Annotated in this window: 12 protein-coding genes; 4 read left to right on the top strand and 8 right to left on the bottom strand. The window is 68.0% G+C overall.

The window, feature by feature from the left end:
* The first annotated feature begins 337 nt into the window (after positions 1-337).
* Positions 338-1,057, top strand: coding sequence for a response regulator transcription factor (locus HUA74_RS35205; RefSeq protein ID WP_371817355.1), 720 nt, complete (start codon positions 338-340; stop codon positions 1,055-1,057).
* Between the two features lie 75 nt (positions 1,058-1,132).
* Here the strand turns inward: HUA74_RS35205 and HUA74_RS35200 are convergent, their stop codons facing one another.
* Positions 1,133-1,753 carry a hypothetical protein gene (locus HUA74_RS35200; protein WP_174458064.1) on the bottom strand — a complete coding sequence of 207 codons (621 nt, stop codon included), beginning with the start codon at positions 1,751-1,753 and terminating at the stop codon, positions 1,133-1,135.
* Between the two features lie 182 nt (positions 1,754-1,935).
* A complete protein-coding gene (locus HUA74_RS46935) occupies positions 1,936-3,984 on the bottom strand; it encodes a right-handed parallel beta-helix repeat-containing protein (protein ID WP_174458063.1) in 2,049 nt (682 codons plus the stop codon).
* Between the two features lie 340 nt (positions 3,985-4,324).
* Between HUA74_RS46935 and HUA74_RS35190 the strand changes: the two genes are divergently transcribed.
* On the top strand, positions 4,325-6,514 hold the full coding sequence (locus HUA74_RS35190; protein ID WP_174458062.1) for an NBR1-Ig-like domain-containing protein: 2,190 nt from the start codon (positions 4,325-4,327) through the stop codon (positions 6,512-6,514).
* Positions 6,515-6,674: 160 nt separating this feature from the next.
* On the opposite strand, the gene HUA74_RS35185 is transcribed toward HUA74_RS35190, so the two are convergent.
* The 3 genes from HUA74_RS35185 to HUA74_RS35175 form a co-directional block, all read right to left on the bottom strand.
* Positions 6,675-9,902 carry an RCC1 repeat-containing protein gene (locus HUA74_RS35185; protein ID WP_174458061.1) on the bottom strand — a complete coding sequence of 1,076 codons (3,228 nt, stop codon included), beginning with the start codon at positions 9,900-9,902 and terminating at the stop codon, positions 6,675-6,677.
* Positions 9,903-10,102: 200 nt separating this feature from the next.
* Positions 10,103-11,053 (bottom strand): hypothetical protein, encoded by a 951-nt coding sequence (locus tag HUA74_RS35180; RefSeq protein ID WP_174458060.1) that lies wholly within the window; start codon positions 11,051-11,053, stop codon positions 10,103-10,105.
* Positions 11,050-11,388, bottom strand: coding sequence for a PadR family transcriptional regulator (locus HUA74_RS35175; protein WP_141645209.1), 339 nt, complete (start codon positions 11,386-11,388; stop codon positions 11,050-11,052). Before HUA74_RS35175 ends, HUA74_RS35180 begins: the two co-directional genes overlap by 4 nt.
* Before the next feature lie 292 nt (positions 11,389-11,680).
* On the opposite strand from HUA74_RS35175, the gene HUA74_RS35170 reads away from it, so the two are divergent.
* Complete coding sequence (locus HUA74_RS35170) at positions 11,681-12,367, top strand: RICIN domain-containing protein (protein ID WP_174458059.1); 687 nt, start codon at positions 11,681-11,683, stop codon at positions 12,365-12,367.
* A gap of 69 nt (positions 12,368-12,436) precedes the next feature.
* On the opposite strand, the gene HUA74_RS35165 is transcribed toward HUA74_RS35170, so the two are convergent.
* Together HUA74_RS35165 and HUA74_RS35160 are read right to left on the bottom strand one after the other, a co-directional pair.
* Positions 12,437-12,946 (bottom strand): DUF6609 family protein, encoded by a 510-nt coding sequence (locus HUA74_RS35165; protein WP_174458058.1) that lies wholly within the window; start codon positions 12,944-12,946, stop codon positions 12,437-12,439.
* Between the two features lie 96 nt (positions 12,947-13,042).
* Positions 13,043-13,939: a type VI secretion system accessory protein TagJ gene (locus tag HUA74_RS35160; protein ID WP_174458057.1), complete on the bottom strand. Its 897-nt coding sequence runs from the start codon at positions 13,937-13,939 to the stop codon at positions 13,043-13,045.
* A gap of 283 nt (positions 13,940-14,222) precedes the next feature.
* On the opposite strand from HUA74_RS35160, the gene HUA74_RS35155 reads away from it, so the two are divergent.
* A complete protein-coding gene (locus tag HUA74_RS35155; RefSeq protein ID WP_254624083.1) occupies positions 14,223-14,864 on the top strand; it encodes an START domain-containing protein in 642 nt (213 codons plus the stop codon).
* Positions 14,865-14,956: 92 nt separating this feature from the next.
* Here the strand turns inward: HUA74_RS35155 and HUA74_RS35150 are convergent, their stop codons facing one another.
* Positions 14,957-16,534 (bottom strand): DUF1501 domain-containing protein, encoded by a 1,578-nt coding sequence (locus HUA74_RS35150; RefSeq protein WP_174458056.1) that lies wholly within the window; start codon positions 16,532-16,534, stop codon positions 14,957-14,959.
* Positions 16,535-16,538 lie beyond the last annotated feature (4 nt).

Below are 16,538 nucleotides of genomic sequence, written 5' to 3'. Positions count from 1 at the left end.
CGTTGTTCGAGGACGTGGCGCCATGGGCGGAGACGTTCACTGTCTTGTTGCCGTGGGTGCTCAATGGCAGGGGGATGTTGTAGCCCTTTCGGGTCGTGCAGCCATTCGCTTGAGCTGACTTTTCATGCGCCTCTCTCTTTCAGTGGGGTTGTGAGGTTCAGCGGGCCCATCCTGATTTAAAGTGGAGAATCGTGTAATTCGCTAAAATAAGGGATGCCCCATGGGGCGCGATTCGGGAGGTCCGATGGTCGATGGCAGCCTTCGAAGTTCTCAGGTTCGTGCACTGGTTCGTCTGGTCAATGAGGCGCGTGAGCTGACAGAGGGGCGGCAGACGCGTGTGCGGCATCTGCTCTCTGGTGTGTTCCGCATCCTGGGGGCGGAGGCGGGGGCCTTCGTCCTGGAGCGCGACTTCAGGCCGGGAGGGCACGGAGAATTCACGGCCATCGTCCTGGAAGGGTGGGAAGGCAGCGCGCTGCCAGCGCTCGAGGCGCTCCAGCGGATGGGCAGCGACAGCAATCCGGCCATCCGCTCATTGATGGAGCGTCCGTCGATTCCAGGCGCCGTCATCACCGCGATGAGGCAGGAACTCGTCGGGGACCGGACCTGGTACGACGCGCCCTACGTCGAGCACTTCCTCTACCCGTCAGGCCTCGATGACTCGGTGTATTCGAGTCGGTGGTCCAGGCTCCCCGGCGTGGTGCAGTGCATCGGGGTCTACCGTGGGCGAGGCAGGCACCCCTTCGATGCCGCGGACCGCGAGCTGCTCCACCTATTCCACACGGAGTGGGGGACCCTCCTCGGCGCACCAGGAATCACGGGGGATGGGGCCTACGGCATCAGGCTCTCTCGGCGAGAACGCCAGACGCTGGAGCTGCTCCTGGCTGGGCTTGGTGACAAGCAAATCGCGGCTCAGCTCGGTATCAGCCGCTTCACCGTGAATCAGTACACGAAATCCATCTACTGGCGCTTCGAGGTCAATTCGCGGGTGGCGCTCATCGTGAGGCTGCTTGGTGGCGACGTGAGGGACACGCCGGAGGCACGCGGCGACCGCTGTTGATTGTATGGATGTGTCGGGTATCGCGGAGGGCCACGGGACGATGGTCCGTGGCCCCTCGCTGGGCCTCCGAGGCGCTCAGCCGCCCTCGGAGGTTCCGCCGCCGTTGGTGCAGGTGTAGCAACTCGGCTCGATGCCACACCAGCCCGTGCCGCGCGTGCTGGAGCACGAGGGGCCGCACGCGTAGCAGCTCGGCTCCGTGCCGCACCAGTTCTGGCCCCGCGTGGATTCACAGGACAGGGGGCACAGGTAGCAGTTGGGCTCGCCGCCGCACCACTCAGGGCCTCGGTTGACGGAGCAGTGGACCGGGCACGAGTAGCAGTTGGGCTCGGTCCCGCACCAGCCACCGCCGCGCGTGGTCGAGCACACCTTGGTGTTGTGGGGGATGGGCGAGGTCGAGGGGAGCTTGCTGCAGAATGGCTCGAAGCCGACATAGCCCGAGCCGCGCGTGTAGTAGCAGGACACGCCCCACGCCGGCTGACAGCCCCAGGTGGAGTCCCACTCCTGGCCGGCCGGACAGTTGTGGACGCTGTAGCTCGCTTCGCCCATGGCGGAGCCCTCGAAGAACTCGTCCTGCTGCGTCCAGGACTCCGAGCTTTCCGCTTCCAGCCCCATGCAGGCAGCCGTGAGCGCGCCCAGCGTGAGCGCGAGACACGTGGTGAGGATGTGCCGCCAGGGATGACTGGAGATGGATTTCATGCGCGGAACTCCCGGAGAGTGGGCTCAGTCTCTCTGGGAGTGTGCCTGGATGACAAGAGGGAATCCGAGGCCCAAGCGCAATCCTGTTGCGACATGGCACTTTGGGCCGTCCTCAAGGGAAAGCCCCCATGGCGGTGTGCCACGGGGGCTTCGTTGCTCCGACAGAGGAACGCTGAAATACCTCACTGCTGGCTGGAGGCCTTGTCCACGCCGGACAAACTCTTCCAGTCGTTGATGCTCTTCGTCTCCTTCCCTTCGGACTTGAAGTTGCCGTTGGGCGCGTAGCGGTTGTTGTCCATCCGCAGCCCCGGGCGCTTGTTGCCGAGGCGCACGAGGTTCGCCGTGCGGACGGTATTTCCCTGCACCAGCACGTCCTTGCTGGGGGCTCCGTTGTTGGACCCCAGCCCGAGCATCATCCCGTATCCGGCCGTGCCCTCGACGGTGTTGCCTTCAATCTGGACGCCCTGGGCGTTCTCCACGCGGATGCCCGTGCCATCACTGCCTCCGGCCTTGGACATGCCGTTGATGCGATTGCCACGAACCACGATGTTCTTCGGGTCAGGCCCCTCCTTCACGCCGCCGACCGAGATGCCCCGGCCCGCGTCGGAGATGCCATTCTTCTCGACGCGCACGTTGCTGGCCGAGTAGTGGACGACGACCGCCTCGCCCGCGGAGGAGCGGGACTTGCGGAAGCCGTGCATCCGGTTGCCGACCACCGTGACGTTGCGGCACGTCTTGATGTCGACCGCGTTCTCGCGGGTGTGGTGGAGGTGGTTGTTCTCGATGCGGACCCCGTCGGCGGGCGCCTGATTGCGGTTGTCCGGCTTGAGGCACTGCACTCCATCCGCCGAGGTGTCATGGATGTCATTCCCGCGAATGGTGATGTTCCGCGACGTGGCCTGCACCACCACTCCGTGCGAGTCGCCCCCGCCCGCCTTGCGGAAGTCGTGGATGTGATTGCCCTCGATGAGCACTCCCCGCGCCCCCAGGGCGGTGCTGACGCCGGCGCCCAGCGCGCCACCGTGCAGTGTCGAGCGAAGCAACGCGGAGCCTTGGGTGTCCCGCTCGAACGCGACCGCGAAGCGCTTCTGCTTGCGCACGTCCACGTCGAAGCCTTCGACGCGCCAGTAGGGGCGCCGCAGCTGGACGAGGGTGCCGCGCTCGCCGCCAGGGACGATGCGCACGCGGCCCTCTCCCACCAGGCGGATGGGAGCGCCGGGCTGGCCTCCGCGCACGGGGCCATCGATGACGATGTTCCCTGGGTACTCGCCTGCCTGCACCCGGATGACATCCCCGGGTTGGGCGGAGGTCAGCGCGCGACGGATGGTGCGGAAAGGCGCCTGCTTCGAGCCCGCCTGTTTGTCGTTACCGGCCTTGCTGACGTGCCATTCCTTCCGTGGACCCCCTGCGGCCGTCATGGCCGAACTCGTCGAGGCCATGGCGGTTGGCGCACTCGCCGCCACCGCCGGCTGGGCGGGAGCGGGAGCCGGTGTCGCCGGCCGCGGTGCCTGGGATGAGGTGGCGGTTGGCGACCCCTTGGCTTGAGGCACCTGGGGCGGTGGTCCTTCCTTCACGAAGGCCTGAGGAGACTCGACGGGCATCGTCGCTTCCGGCGCCACGGGCTCGGGCGGCACCTGGACCGCCTGATTTGGCGCGGCCTCGGGAGGAATCGCCGGAGCGTCCATCTCCCCCACGACCTCTCCTGTCGCAGGGGCGACTGGCTCCGACCCACTTCCACCCATCGCCTCTCCCGAATCATCCGGAATGGCAGGCTGCGCTTCCTGCGGGACGACGGGAACGGTCTGCTCTCCCATCACCGGGCCCGAATCATCTGGAATGGCGGGCTGCGCTTCCTGCGGGACGACGGGAGCGGTCTGCTCGCCCATCACCGCTCCTGAATCGTCCGGAATGGCGGGCTGCGCTTCCTGCGGCACGGCCTGCGCGTCCATGCCACTGCCTCCCACGGCTTCCTGCCCTGAATCGATGGGACTCGGGAGCGACTCGGCTTCGGGCGGAGCCGCCGGGACTGTCTCGGCACCACCGCCTTCCGCTACCGAAGGCTCACTGGCGACGGGTGCTTCGGGCACCGGGGCCGCCTGCTGCACGGGCGGTGGTGCTTCAGCCTGTGGCTTCACCGGCTGCGCCTGTTGCACGGGCGGTGGCGCTTCCGCCTGTGGCTGCTGCTCCTGGGCAAAGGCGCCATACCCGCAGAGCCCCGCTGTGAGGGCCACGAGTCCGCCAATACGTCTGAACACACCAAACATTGCTTTCCCCCCTGAGTGGCATTGGAAACTTCTAGAGCCTCTCGATGAGGGGAGTCCGCTCCGGGGGAGATGTGAGCGAATGGGGACCGGCCATTCACCCGCCACCCGCCAGGCAGCTCGGATCAGGTGCGTGGCAAGGAGCCTGGGACGACGTCGGACACGGAACCCTGGCCGAACTGGCCCCGTGGGTTGTCTCTCCGACGAAACACCTGCTCGTCGACGGAAGGAACCGGCCGGTTCACATCAACCAGGTTGATGCCTGCTTGCGTAATGCCGCGTGGACATCGGTGTCTCCGAGGCCACAGCCATGCATCACCCACCATCCCGTTCCACCGTCCCGCACTCACGCCACACCTTCCGGTGGCTCACCGCCTCGCGGCTCGCGGGCGTCAGCCTGCTCCTCGCGAGCCTGGGCTCCGCCTCCGCGGCGTCTCCCCACTCCGAACGCGGCGGGCTCCACACCACGCCCCTGGCCGACCAACCCTCCACGACGTCCGCATCGCTCGACCCGCGCCGCTCGCTCGCCATCACCGACTTCGCGACCGTCTCCACCATCACCCTCCGGATGGTGATGAACCAGCTGGTCCAACAGGCCGGGAGCACGGGCTTCACCGCCGAGCAGCTCTACCGCCAGCTCTGGGACACCCAGAATCCCGCGCCGGGTGAGGCCGACCTCCCAGGCGGAGCGCACTGCAGCGACAACATCTTCACGCTCAATGGGGCGCCCTATCACTGCCGTCAGTCCGAGGGGAGGGAGGCGGTCCTCGGCAACGGGTCCGTCCTGGACCGCTACAACCTCATTGGCCTCTTCAACCGCTTCGACCTGGCCCCTCCCGATGGCGCCAACTGCGGCCAATACCGCATGGTCTTCGCCCACCCGCCCCCCGACCGCAACCTGGTCATCTTCGAGGCCGTCCTTCCCAACCCCCGCCGCGAGCTGGGTCTGGAGGGCTGCCGCCCCATCGCCCAGACCTGGGCGAGCTTCTCCACCCTCACGGACCCCGTCGCCCGCCGCGCCCGCGTGAAGTCCTTCTTCCTGGAGGCCAGCAGCCCCGGCCATGTCCCCGTCGTCCACGCCAATCACTACGGCAACAACCCCCTGGGCGAGGGACAGGTTCGCACCAACCAGTTCATCCAGCAGGGGCCGCCGGCCCCGTGGATGCTCCACGAGTTCAAGCTCAAGCGGCAGTGTGGCCCCACCGGCTGCACCCTGCGCTTCGTGCCCGTCACCGTGAAAGCCAACCCGCGCGGCGACTTCTTCAACATCTTCAACACGGAGCCGCTCGCGGTGAGCTTCCGCGAGTACTTCATCACCCAGGTGGCGAGCCTCGCGGTCGATGACATCAACCGCTTCAACTATGAGGTTCCCGACATCTACAATGACGCCGAGAGCGACTCGGAGTCGTTCCTCGCCTCGGACAACTACCTCAACGAGTTCCTCTTCGCTCCTCCCGAAAACCGCTTCGCCACCGCCATCGCCGCGGAGCTCCAGCGCATCGGTAGCCCGCTGAGTCCCGAGCAGGTCGTCTCGCGCGCCCAGGCTCTGTCCTGTGCCGGCTGCCACAACCGCAGCAGCTTCGCGGACCTGGGAGGCGCCATCGGCACCTTCCCCCCCATCCAAACGTCCTTCGTCCACACCAACGAAGTTCCGGACCCGACCGCGCCACCCGACGAGCCGCGCTTCCTCCTCTCCAATCTGCTGACGGGAACCTTCCTCCCTTTCCGCCAACAGATTCTGGGCGGCTTCCTGGACACCCCCGCCCTCGGCGCCCTCCAGCGCGACTCCAACGGAAGGATTCCCACCGTGGTCGCCGGACAGCCCTTCAACGCCTCCGTCTCCGTCACCAACACCGGCACCACGCTCTGGAGCGCGGCCAATGGCACGCACGGCGTCTCGCTCGACGGGACGCAGAGCCTGATGCTCGCTCCAGGTGACGCCATCCTCCTGGGGCAGCACAAGACGTTCACCGTCACGCCCACCGCGCCCCTGACGCCAGGACCCTTCACCTACCGGTGGAGGATGCAGCGAAACGGCGCCGCGTTCGGCCCCGAGCTGACCCTCTCCGTCAACGTGAAGTCCCCCGCGTTCGCCTCGGAGCTCGTGGAGCAGACCCTGGTTCCCGCCACCGTGGCCCCAGGGGAGAGCTTCCAGTTCTCCGTCCGGATGAAGAACTGGGGCACCAAAAGCTGGAGCGCCCAGACGCCCGTCGAGCTCGGCTCCCAGAACCCGGTGGACAACCTGTTCTGGGGAGTGGCCCGAGTCCCGCTGCTGCCCTACGAAGTCGTGGACCCGGGCGAGGACACCACCTTCCTCTTCACCGCCGTCGCCCCCCCGCTGACGGGGACCTACCTGTTCGAGTGGCGACTCATGCAGGGCAATCAACCGTTCGGGCAGAGCACGCTCCCGCTCACCATCAGCGTCATGCCGCCGCTCTCGTGCGATAGCTGCACCTTCGGATACGACTGCCCCCACTCCTGCCCGCCGCCCATCGAGTAGCCCACGGCGCGCCCAAGGCCTCGGAGGGTGGGGGCTCGCGCAGCGAAGCGCCAGGGGCCCGCCCTCGAACGTGCGTTGTTCGAGGGCGGGCCCGGCCGATCATCCAAGAGTTCAAGTCACCACTTGATTCCAGACATGCGCGGGTGGCGGACCGCCGCGCTCACCAGAGCTGGAAGGGCTCGCTCCGCTCTCCGGTGATGCCGTTGCCCAGGGCGCCATAGGCATTGTGGCCCCAGCCCCACACCGTCCCATCCGCGGTTCGTGCCAGGGTGTGGCCGCTTCGCGCGGACGCGGCGACGATGCCCGTGGGCCCTGGCATCGGGACGGGAACGAAGCGCCGGGAAATCGTCCCGTCCTCCGTGGACTGTGTGCCCCAGACCCAGAGCGTCCCATCCGCCTTGATGGCCACGGACATCGGTCCCGCCGCCACGCTCACCACGCCCGTGAGGCCCACGACGGGGCCCGCGACGAGTCGCGGCGTCGTGCCGCCATCCCCCAGGGTGCCGTTCTGGTTGGAGCCCCAGGCCCACACCGTCCCGTCGGCCTTCCTGGCCAGCGAATGGCTGCGTCCCGCGGATATCGCCTGCGCGCCGGAGAGGCCGGACACCTGGACGGGACTCGAGCTGAACGTGGTACTGCCATCTCCCAACTGACCATTGAAGTTGTAACCCCAGCTCCACACGGTGCCATCCGCCTTCAGCGCGAGGGAGAACTCGTTCCCCGCGGACACCGCCACCACGCTCGACATCCCCAGCACCTGCACGGGCAGTTGCCGTTGGGTTCGCGTCCCATCCCCCAACTGGCCCGCGCCATTGAAGCCCCAGCTCCACACAGTCCCATCCTGCTTCAACGCCAGGGAATGGGTGCTGTTCGCCGCGATGGCCTTCACGCTCACGAGCCCCACGACCGGCGTTGGCAGCGGGCTCGAGGTGGTGGTCCCATTCCCCAGTTGGCCCAGGTGATTGGCGCCCCAGCCCCACACCGTCCCATCCGTCCTCAGCGCCAGCGAGTGTGAGTTGCCCGCGGCCACCGCCACCACGCCGTCGAGCCCCGACACCTGCACCGGCGAGGCTTGAAGCGCCGTGGTTCCATCACCCAACTGACCTGAGCTATTGGCGCCCCAGGTCAGCACCGTCCCATCGCTCCTCACGGCCAACGAGTAGAAATCTCCCACGGTGACCTCCCGAAGATGGGGAGGCAGCGTCGTCGTCGGACCGAAGTAGGTCGCGATGCCGAGCCCGAGCTGGCCAGAGCCGTTGGAACCCCATGCCCAGAGCGTCCCATCCGGCTTGAGCCCCAGCGCGTGCAGGGTGCCCAGGCTCACGGTCGTCATTCCATCCAGGGACGCCGCCCTCACGGGGGTCCGCTGACCCGAGCCCCACTTCCAGAACGTGCCGTCCGCCTTCCGCGCCACCGAGTCGTCGTTCCCCGACTCCACGGCCACCACCCCCGTCAGCCCCGCCACCTGGACGGCCAGGCGCCGCTGCGTGATGGTGCCATCGCCGAGCTGGCCCGAGCCATTGGAGCCCCAGGCCCACACCGTGCCGTCGCTCTTGAGCGCCAGGACATGGTCATACCCACCGGACAAGGCCACCACCCCCGTGAGCCCCACCAACTGCGCGGGCGTCCTCTGCAATGGATAGACGTTGCCGACGAAGCCCCAGAACCACACCGTGCCATCGCTCTTGAGCGCCACTGACCGGTTGCTTGTCGTGGCCACGGCCACCACCCCGGACAGCCCCGCCACCTGCGCGGGCACCGAACGCGCCGTGGACGTCCCATCGCCCAACTGCCCCTGTGAATTGGCTCCCCAGCTCCACACCGTCCCGTCCGACTTCACCACCAGGGAATGGCCCGAAGCCGACGCGCTGACCACCTGGGTGAGCCCTGGCACCTGGACGGGGCTCGTGCGGGACACCGTGGTTCCGTCCCCGAGCTGGCCCGCGCCATTGGCGCCCCAGGCCCACAGGGTGCCATCGCCCTTGATGGCCAGCAGATGACCCGAGCCGCACACGCTCACCACACCGGTCAGCCCTGTCACGCGCGTGGGCACCGGGCTCAGGGTGGGAATGTCGTCCCCCGACTCCCCCAGCCGATCCGAACCCCAGGTCCAGACCGTCCCTCCGTCCCGGATCGCCACCGAGTAGTACCCACCCGCGAAGATGGACTCGATGCGAGACAGGCTCAGCACTCGCTTGGGCACCAGCGCCAACAGCGTGCTCCCATCGCCCACCTGTCCCTCGCTGTTGCCACCCCACGCCCACGTCTCTCCATTGGCATTCATCGCCACGGTGTGCTGGCCACCGCCCGCCGTGATTCCCATCACTCCGCTCAGGCCCCCCAACGCCACGGGCAGCAGGCGCGACACCGTGGTGCCATCGCCCAACTGCGCACGCGTGTTGCCGCCCCACGTCCAGACCGTCCCATCCACACCCAGGGCCGCGGAGTGCTGTCCGCCCCCCACCACCGCGGTGAGGCGGGCCAGGCCGGACACGGCGACGGCCACGGGCACGTGGCGCGAGGTCGTGGTGCCGTCCCCCAACTGACCGAAGGCGTTGCTGCCCCACGCCCACGACGTGCCATCCACCTTGAGGGCCAGCGAGTGTGAGCCCCCGCCCGAGACGGCCGTCACATCCGCCACTCCCGCGACGAGCGCGGGCATCGAGCGCGACGTCGTGGTGCCATCCCCCAACTGCCCGTCCGCGTTTCCTCCCCAGGCCCACACCGTGCCGTCCGACTTCAATGCGAGGGAGTGCGCATTGCCCGCGGCGATGGCCTTCACCCCTCCGAGTCCCTGCACCTGCGCCGGCACCGGCTGGTTCGCTGTCAGCCCATTGCCGAGCTGCCCCGTGGCGTTGTTGCCCCACGCCCACATCGTGCCGTCCCACTTCACCGCCAGCGAGTGGGAGAAGCCCGCCGCGATGCCCATCACGCCCGTCAGCCCAGGCACGCGCACGGGCACCGCTCGGGAGGTGGTCGTCCCGTCCCCCAACTGGCCCCGGTCGTTGAAGCCCCAGGCCCACACCGTGCCGTCCGCCTTCAGGGCCAGCGAGTGCAGCTCCCCCGTGGCCACGGCGGCGACGTCATTCAGCCCCCAGACCCAGGCGGGCCTCGACGCCGAGCGTGTGGTGCCGTTGCCCAACTGCCCATGTGTATTGCTGCCCCAGGCCCACACCGTGCCGTCGGAGCGCAGCGCGAGCGTGTGCAGTCGCCCGGCGGCCACCGTCCCTTGACCCAACGTCCCCTCCGCGGAGTGGACGACCCCGGGACGCTCGTCCCACTCGGGTCCCTCTTCGGTGGGGCCCGCCGAGCACCCCGTGCCCCACGCGAACCACGCACACACCGCGAGCCACCCGAGCCGGCCGGCGCTTGTCGAACTGCTCTTCATGCATGTCCCTCTGAAGGGGCGCCCTCCATCGGAAGGCGCCTCCGTTCCTGACGACGAGATGGCCGAGGGCGGGCGGGAGACCCGGGCAACGACAGACGCCAGGTCGAGGAGGAACGAGTCACGTCACGCGCGCGGCGATGCGCAGCCTATGCGCCATGACAGACGTTGTAGAGGCAGGGTCATTTCCACCCTGTACGTCGTCATCCATGCATGCCGCGGAGGGATGGAGCAGGGCGAACGGTCCGGAACATCCGGATGCCGTAGTGGAGCAGCACGGAGGCGATGATGAGGACCATGCAGAACCGGACCGTCCGGTTGCTGACCTCCGTGCGGAAGACCGGGCCATCCAGGACGGTCCATGCCATCACCGCGCACGTGAGCAAACTCAGTCCCGTCTCAAGGCGCCGCATGCCCGTGGACCACCGCCCGCTCACGATGACGGCGAGCCACATGGGAACATTGAGCAGGAGGAGCACGAGCAACCAGGGCGCCTGGCGCTGACGGAAACCTTCGGCGTAGGTGAGCGCCTCGTACGCCGCGGGAGCTGCCCGGCCCCCGAAGCAGACGTCCAGCACCCAGGTCGGCTCGAGGAGCACGAACACTCCACTCAGGACGCCGACGATGCCCAGGACCATGGCCGCGCGGCCTCCCTGGATTCGATCCTCCGCACGCGGCTTCCACTTCGACGTGTCAGGCCACCGGCGGCGGACCCAGGCAGCGCCGCCGTAGCCCACGACCAGCAATCCAGGCCACCACAAGGACCCCACCACCGTGTGCACCCACCACTGACCGAGCGCCTGGGGCACGTCCCTTCCAGTCTGGAGGGGTTGCCACAGGTGCGTCAGCAGGCCGGCGCACCAGATGAGGGCCAGTCCGATGACGGTCGCCCGCAGGAAGCCGCGCGCATCCGCTGGGTCGATGATGGTCAGCGGGGGGCGGTAGCGCGCCGCCACGACCTCCGGATGGCCGAAGGAATGCAGCAGCTCCGTGGCCATGGCCGCATCGGCGTCGCGTCCATCCGCCAGGGCCCGGGCCTGAAGCTCCTCGGTGAGCAATGCACGCAGTTCGAACGCCACATCGTCGCGTTGCTTGCGTGGCAATCGCACGGCGACATCGGTGATGTAGGACTCAAGCACGTCATTCGCGTTCATTGCCCCTCCTCCAGGAGTTTCTCCATGGCGTCATTCATGCCCTGCCAGGCGTCGGTGAGCTTCTTGAGCAGCTTCCGGCCGTCCGCGTTCAGCGCGTAGTAGCGCCGCGGTGGCCCGTCTTCGATCCTCCACTCGCTCTGCAGGACACCCTGCGTCTCCAGACGCCGCAGCAAGGGGTACAGCGTGCCCTCTTCAATCGGCATTCCCTTGTCCGCCAATGCCTGTCGCAGCTCGTACCCGTAGCGAGGTGCTCTCAGCTGCGACAGGGTGGCCAACACCACCACTCCACGGCGCAGCTCGAGTTCCAGCTTGCTGAACGACTCCGCCTGACCCATGTGGAACACAGTACTGTGCGGCGCACAGTACCGCAAGGGCACCAGTCCCCGTGGGAGCTGGCGACCTCGTGAGGAAGGGTGCCGAGGGCACGTACCTCCCGGCCAGGTGAATGAAGTTCCCGGGCCTCCGTCAGGAAGGACACAGGGCGAGCGGGCGGCGAGAGCGGCCCCTCCGCTGGAGACCTCAAAAACAAGGAGAAGTCCCATGTTGGCGGTTCGGAGTGGCTCCGAGGGTGTTCGTGCGAGTGAAAACCGGTCGTCCGCGAAGGGGAGGGGATGGGCGGCGCTCGCGTTGCTGCTCCTGCCTCTGACGGCGGCGGCGGGGCCTGGGCCGGACTACCGCAGGGACGAGTCGCGCAACCACCCCGGGCCCAACCGCTGCCACGATGCCTCCCAGTGCGATGGCGCACGCACGTGCAGTCCCGCGGGCTGGTGCCAGGGCGAGGCGCGCCCCGCGCCGCCCCCGCCGCCGCCCGGGCGTTCGGTCCGAGACCACGACGGACAGGACTGGGACCATGGCCGGGGAGAGGGGCGTCCCCAGCGCAGCACCTTCATCCGCAGCAAGCTCGCGGGGCTCGTCATCGACATCGCGGGCAACAACCGCTCGCCCGGCGCGGGGCTCATCGCCCACCGGGCCAAGTCCAACCGTGAGGGCAATGACAACCAGAAGTGGGAGCTGGTGCCCACGCGCGGCGGCTACCTCATCCGCAGCCGGCTCAACGGACTCGTGCTCGACGTGGAGGGCGCCAACAAGGCCTCGGGAACACGCGTGGTCACCTGGGAGGCCCACGGACAGCCCCATCAGGTGTGGCAGCTGGTGCCCGGTCGTGTCCGCGGCACCTACTACATCCAGAGTCAGCTCAACGGCCACGTGCTCGACATCGAGGGTGGCAGGGCGGATGGCTCGGGGCGGCTCATCACCTACCCCATGAAGCGCGACAGGGCGGCGGACAACCAGCTCTGGTACCTGGACATCTGACCCGGCTCAGCCCCGGGTGCTTCGTCGAGTCACCTGGGGCGCCCCGACACATCGTGCCTGTCGTCTGGATCAAACGAATCTGTAACTGACCGCGACCATCAGCGCGCCCGCGCCGATTTTGAGCACGCCGTCGATCGCCCAGGACACGCGGAGGTCGACGGTGGTCGCGCGAAGCCCGATCCAGGCGTTCGTCATGCAGAGGACCGCGAGCAAGGCGCAGATGGGACCGTGGCTGGGTCCGAGGATGAGGAAGTGGGCGCCGACGACGAAGAGCAGCCACATCCAGAAGGGACGTGACTCGGTGTCGGGGAACTTCTGTGCGACGACGCTGACGAGGTAGACCTCGACGAGCATGGCGATGCCGAGCACTCCCCACTGCCAGATGGGCGTGCGCACACCCTCGTCGAAGATGAGCCGGGTGGCACCACCGACGGCCATGATCAGGATGCCAATGGCCGCGCCCGCGAGGAGCCCGCCGAAAGGCCATCTGCCGCGACCGAAGGACCCGACGAGGATGCCGAGCCCGATGGCGACAAGGAATGCGCCGCCGCCGCGCATGAGCGGGAACAACTCAGGCATGTTCGTGAAGAGGTCCACGAGGTCGAGCCTGACAGCCTTGCGTTGGCATGGGAAGGCCCGTCATTGACAGGCATTCGCCCGCACCGAGGTCCCGACTCAGCCGAAGAGTTTCGACCAGAAGGATTTCTTCGCCTGGGGTTGCGGCTTTCCGCTCATGGGCCTGCTCGCATCATCGAAGTCGATCCTTGCCACCTGGAGGAGCCCGACCATCCCCATGCCGCCATCCTCATGTGTCAGCTTGAAGTCTCGCTGGCCGAACGCAACGGCATACCCGTGGGGGTCGTGATGCCACGCGGTCATTTCCCCCAGGCGGATGGGAGCGTGGTCATGCAGGCCTGACCCGGGGTACAGCGAAGGCACGCGGGTTTCGACCTCGCGGCCGTCGAGAGTCTGGAACTGGGCCGGCAGCCAGACGACATCCATTGAGCTTTGCGGCTTTTCGAATTGGATGGAGCGAAGCTCGCTGAAGGGCACGTCCAGCACGGTGCCACCCTGGAAGCAGGGGAGGTGTGGCCCCGTCAGCTCATCCGAGTCGGTCAAATCGGAGAAGCGCACCCGGGCACCATTGGTCCGCGTTAGCATTCCGGATGTCTTGGGGGCCGAGCGCGCGCCCTCTTCCAGGGCACGAGCCGCGTCGGAAAACTCGCCCTTCGCATGGCTCACCGCCGCCTGGAGGTAGGCACGTGAGAAGGGCTGGGGTGCCTGCAGCGCCCCACGCTCCTTGGCCCGCTCGGCGTCCTTCCTTCGCAGGGAGTGCAGGCGTTCGAGCTCGGCACAGTGGTGCAGGAAGGTCACTGCTTCGGAGACTTCAGGCTCCAGCTTCTCCAAGTCCTCAAGCGCGCGCAGGGCCCCGTCATAGTCCTCCAGGCGCACCCTTACGTTGAATGCCATCAGCAGCCGCTCGCCCGACGGGGCCTTGGCCACCTCCGCTTCAATCAACTGGAGTGCTTCCTGGAAGGAACCTTCCGCGAGGTGTTGCTCAATCTGCTTCATGGCACATGCCCCCAAGTGCCGCGCGGCGACCCTCGCGCGTCCTCGTGACTCTAAATCGGTTCGGATGGGTTGGGGTCGGCACTTCCACTTGGAGGAAGTCGAGCGCTGTCGAGGGCCGCGAGGCCTCGTGGCTGCTCGCATGGCGGCCCCGAGCCGTCATGGCTGGCAGCTTGGAGGCTGCCCGGCCCCCTGGCCGGGTGTGCCTCCGCGAATTCGCCGGGGCGCTCGTGTGTCGGAAGCGGACGTGAAGACGCACCGGGCCCGAGTCGCCCAGGAAGAACGCATGAAGATGCTGTGGAGTGGAGCGGCACTTGCCGCCTGTGCGCTGGGGCTCGCCGCGGGGACGTCCCAGGCGGCGGAGGGCTGGAGCACGCTGGCGGAGAAGCCATACGTGGTGAAGGTCCGGGCCCGGCCGGGGACGCAGGCCAAGGACGTCTGGGCGGAGGGCGAGCTGGCGGCGAGCGCCGTGGACGTGCAGGCCGTGCTGCGGGATGTGGACGCCTACCGGCACTGGATGCCGTACGTGAAGGAGTCCCGCCTCTTGAAGGAGCTGCCGGACGAGGGGCAGCTCACCTACACGAGACTGGACCTGCCGGTGGTTTCCGCGCGGGACTACATCAGCAACGTGGTGCTGGAGTCCAAGCTGGTGGAGGACGGCTCGGGCGTGTTCGCGCAGAGGTGGCAGGCGGAGCCGGACGCCATTCCCCAGCGGCGTGGCACGGTGCGCATCCGGCTCAATGAAGGAAGCTGGCGCGTGGAGCCTCGTGGCGAGGACAAGTCCCATGCCGTGTATCGCTTCACCGTGGACCCGGCCGGCTCCATCCCTGGCTTCCTGGCGCGCATGGGACAGAAGGACGCGGTGGAGGACACGTTCCGCGCGGTGGAGAAGCGGGCGCGGCAGCACGCCGAGTCGCGCCAGCAGTGATGAGGGTGCGAGGGCACCAGGACCTGCCCGAGGGCGTGCGCGAAGCGCTGAGGGGCAGTCCCCAGGTGTGCCGTGCGGCGTCTTCACCACCGCTATCCCTTCCGGAGCCCCACCACCTCGCCGTAGCCACCGGGGATGAAGAACTCGTTCGGCTCCATGCCCATGATGCGCAGCGCGGTGGTGACGACGTCCGCGGACCGGGGGACGCGCTTCTGCGTCTGCCCCGTCTCCTCGATGATGTCCACCGGGACGCCGAGCCCGCGCGTCGTGTACGTGCCCACCTGCCGGTTCGCGGCCACGTTTCCCCCCGCGAAGAAGACCGAGGTGTAGGGGTGGTGGTCATCCGGCAGGTTGTAGCTGCCGTCATTCGCGCGGGAGGCCCAACTCCGGCCGAACTCGCTCATCACCAGCACCAGGGTGTCATCGAGCAGCGTCTTGCCCGGCTTGCCCGGAGCGGGCGTGGCCTTCATCTCGCCCAGGAAGCGCGCGACACAATCCATCAGCCCGCGACCATGCGCGCAACTGAAGGCATGGCCCGCGCCGCTGTGCGTGTCGAAGTCCATGCGCAGCGAGACATGCACTGACGTGCACAGGTCCGACTTGAGCAACCGCAGCGCCATGTCCATGCGCGGGTCCAACCCGGTGAGGTGGAAGTTCGCGTTGCCGAACGTGTAGGTGAAAGTCTCGTTCAGGTAGCTCGACAGGTACGCGGGCCGGTTCGTCTTCAGCGTGTCGATGCCCTTGGTGCCCTCCAGCAGGGACACCACGTCCGTCGCCAGCACGCGGGAGACGGACGACAGCGAGCCATGCAGGCCCTCCAGGTAGTTGTCCACCTTCGCCGTCGAGCGGCCCAGGAGCGGCTGCGCACGCGCCAGGGAGTAGCGCTCCACCGTCGTCGTCTTCAGTTGGGCCCCGGTGGGCGTGCCCCGTGCATCCAGCTCCGCGCCCTCGGTGCGCGCCTCCAGCCCCGACCACCAGGCGTTGTCCGCGGCCTTTCCGGAGAGCATCGGCTTGAGCGCATCGATGGAGGGCACACCGACCGGCGAGGCGTGAGAGGGCAACCCCATGCCAGAGGGAACGCCCCGGTCCCCAGCGACCACCACGAACGGCAGCGGACGGGTCTCCCGGTGCCGCGCATACAGGTGGTTCGCGATGACCGAGTGCATCGCCGGCGCCCGATAGTCCGCGCCCGCGACGCCGCACATCGCGGAGATGAAGGCGCTCGCGTGGTCATTGGTCCCCTGGTCGATGCCATGCAGCACGCTCAACTGCTCATGCAGCGCGAAGTGCTGGTAGCCGTACATGAGCGGGCTGAAGGTACCGCGCGCCGCCGGGTCCTGCGGATTCCAGGACTGCCACGTCCGCAGCGGCTTGTACGCGCCGTTGGCGGGCGCCAGGTTCACCACCTTGCTCGCGTCGTAGAAGACCGGCTCGCTGCTGAAGTTGGAGGACCCCGGGACGCAGAGCGGAATCTCCGAGTCCTCCATCGGCGTGAAGCAATACGCCGGTCGGAAGCCGCCCGGGACGTAGAGCACCACCAGTCGTGAAGGGACGTCGGCGTCCGCGGCGTGCGCGAGGCCAGAGCCGAGGAGCCCCGCGCGGTCGAGGAGGGCGAACTGACCGGCTCCGAGGGCCCACTTGAGCAACGTGCGTCGAGAAGTGTTCGGCATGGCG

This window comes from Myxococcus sp. CA051A, from assembly GCF_013336705.1.
GTDB lineage: Bacteria > Myxococcota > Myxococcia > Myxococcales > Myxococcaceae > Myxococcus > Myxococcus llanfairpwllgwyngyllgogerychwyrndrobwllllantysiliogogogochensis.
Note: the sequence above shows the minus strand (reverse complement) of the source record. Positions and strands in the feature narration are given on the sequence as shown.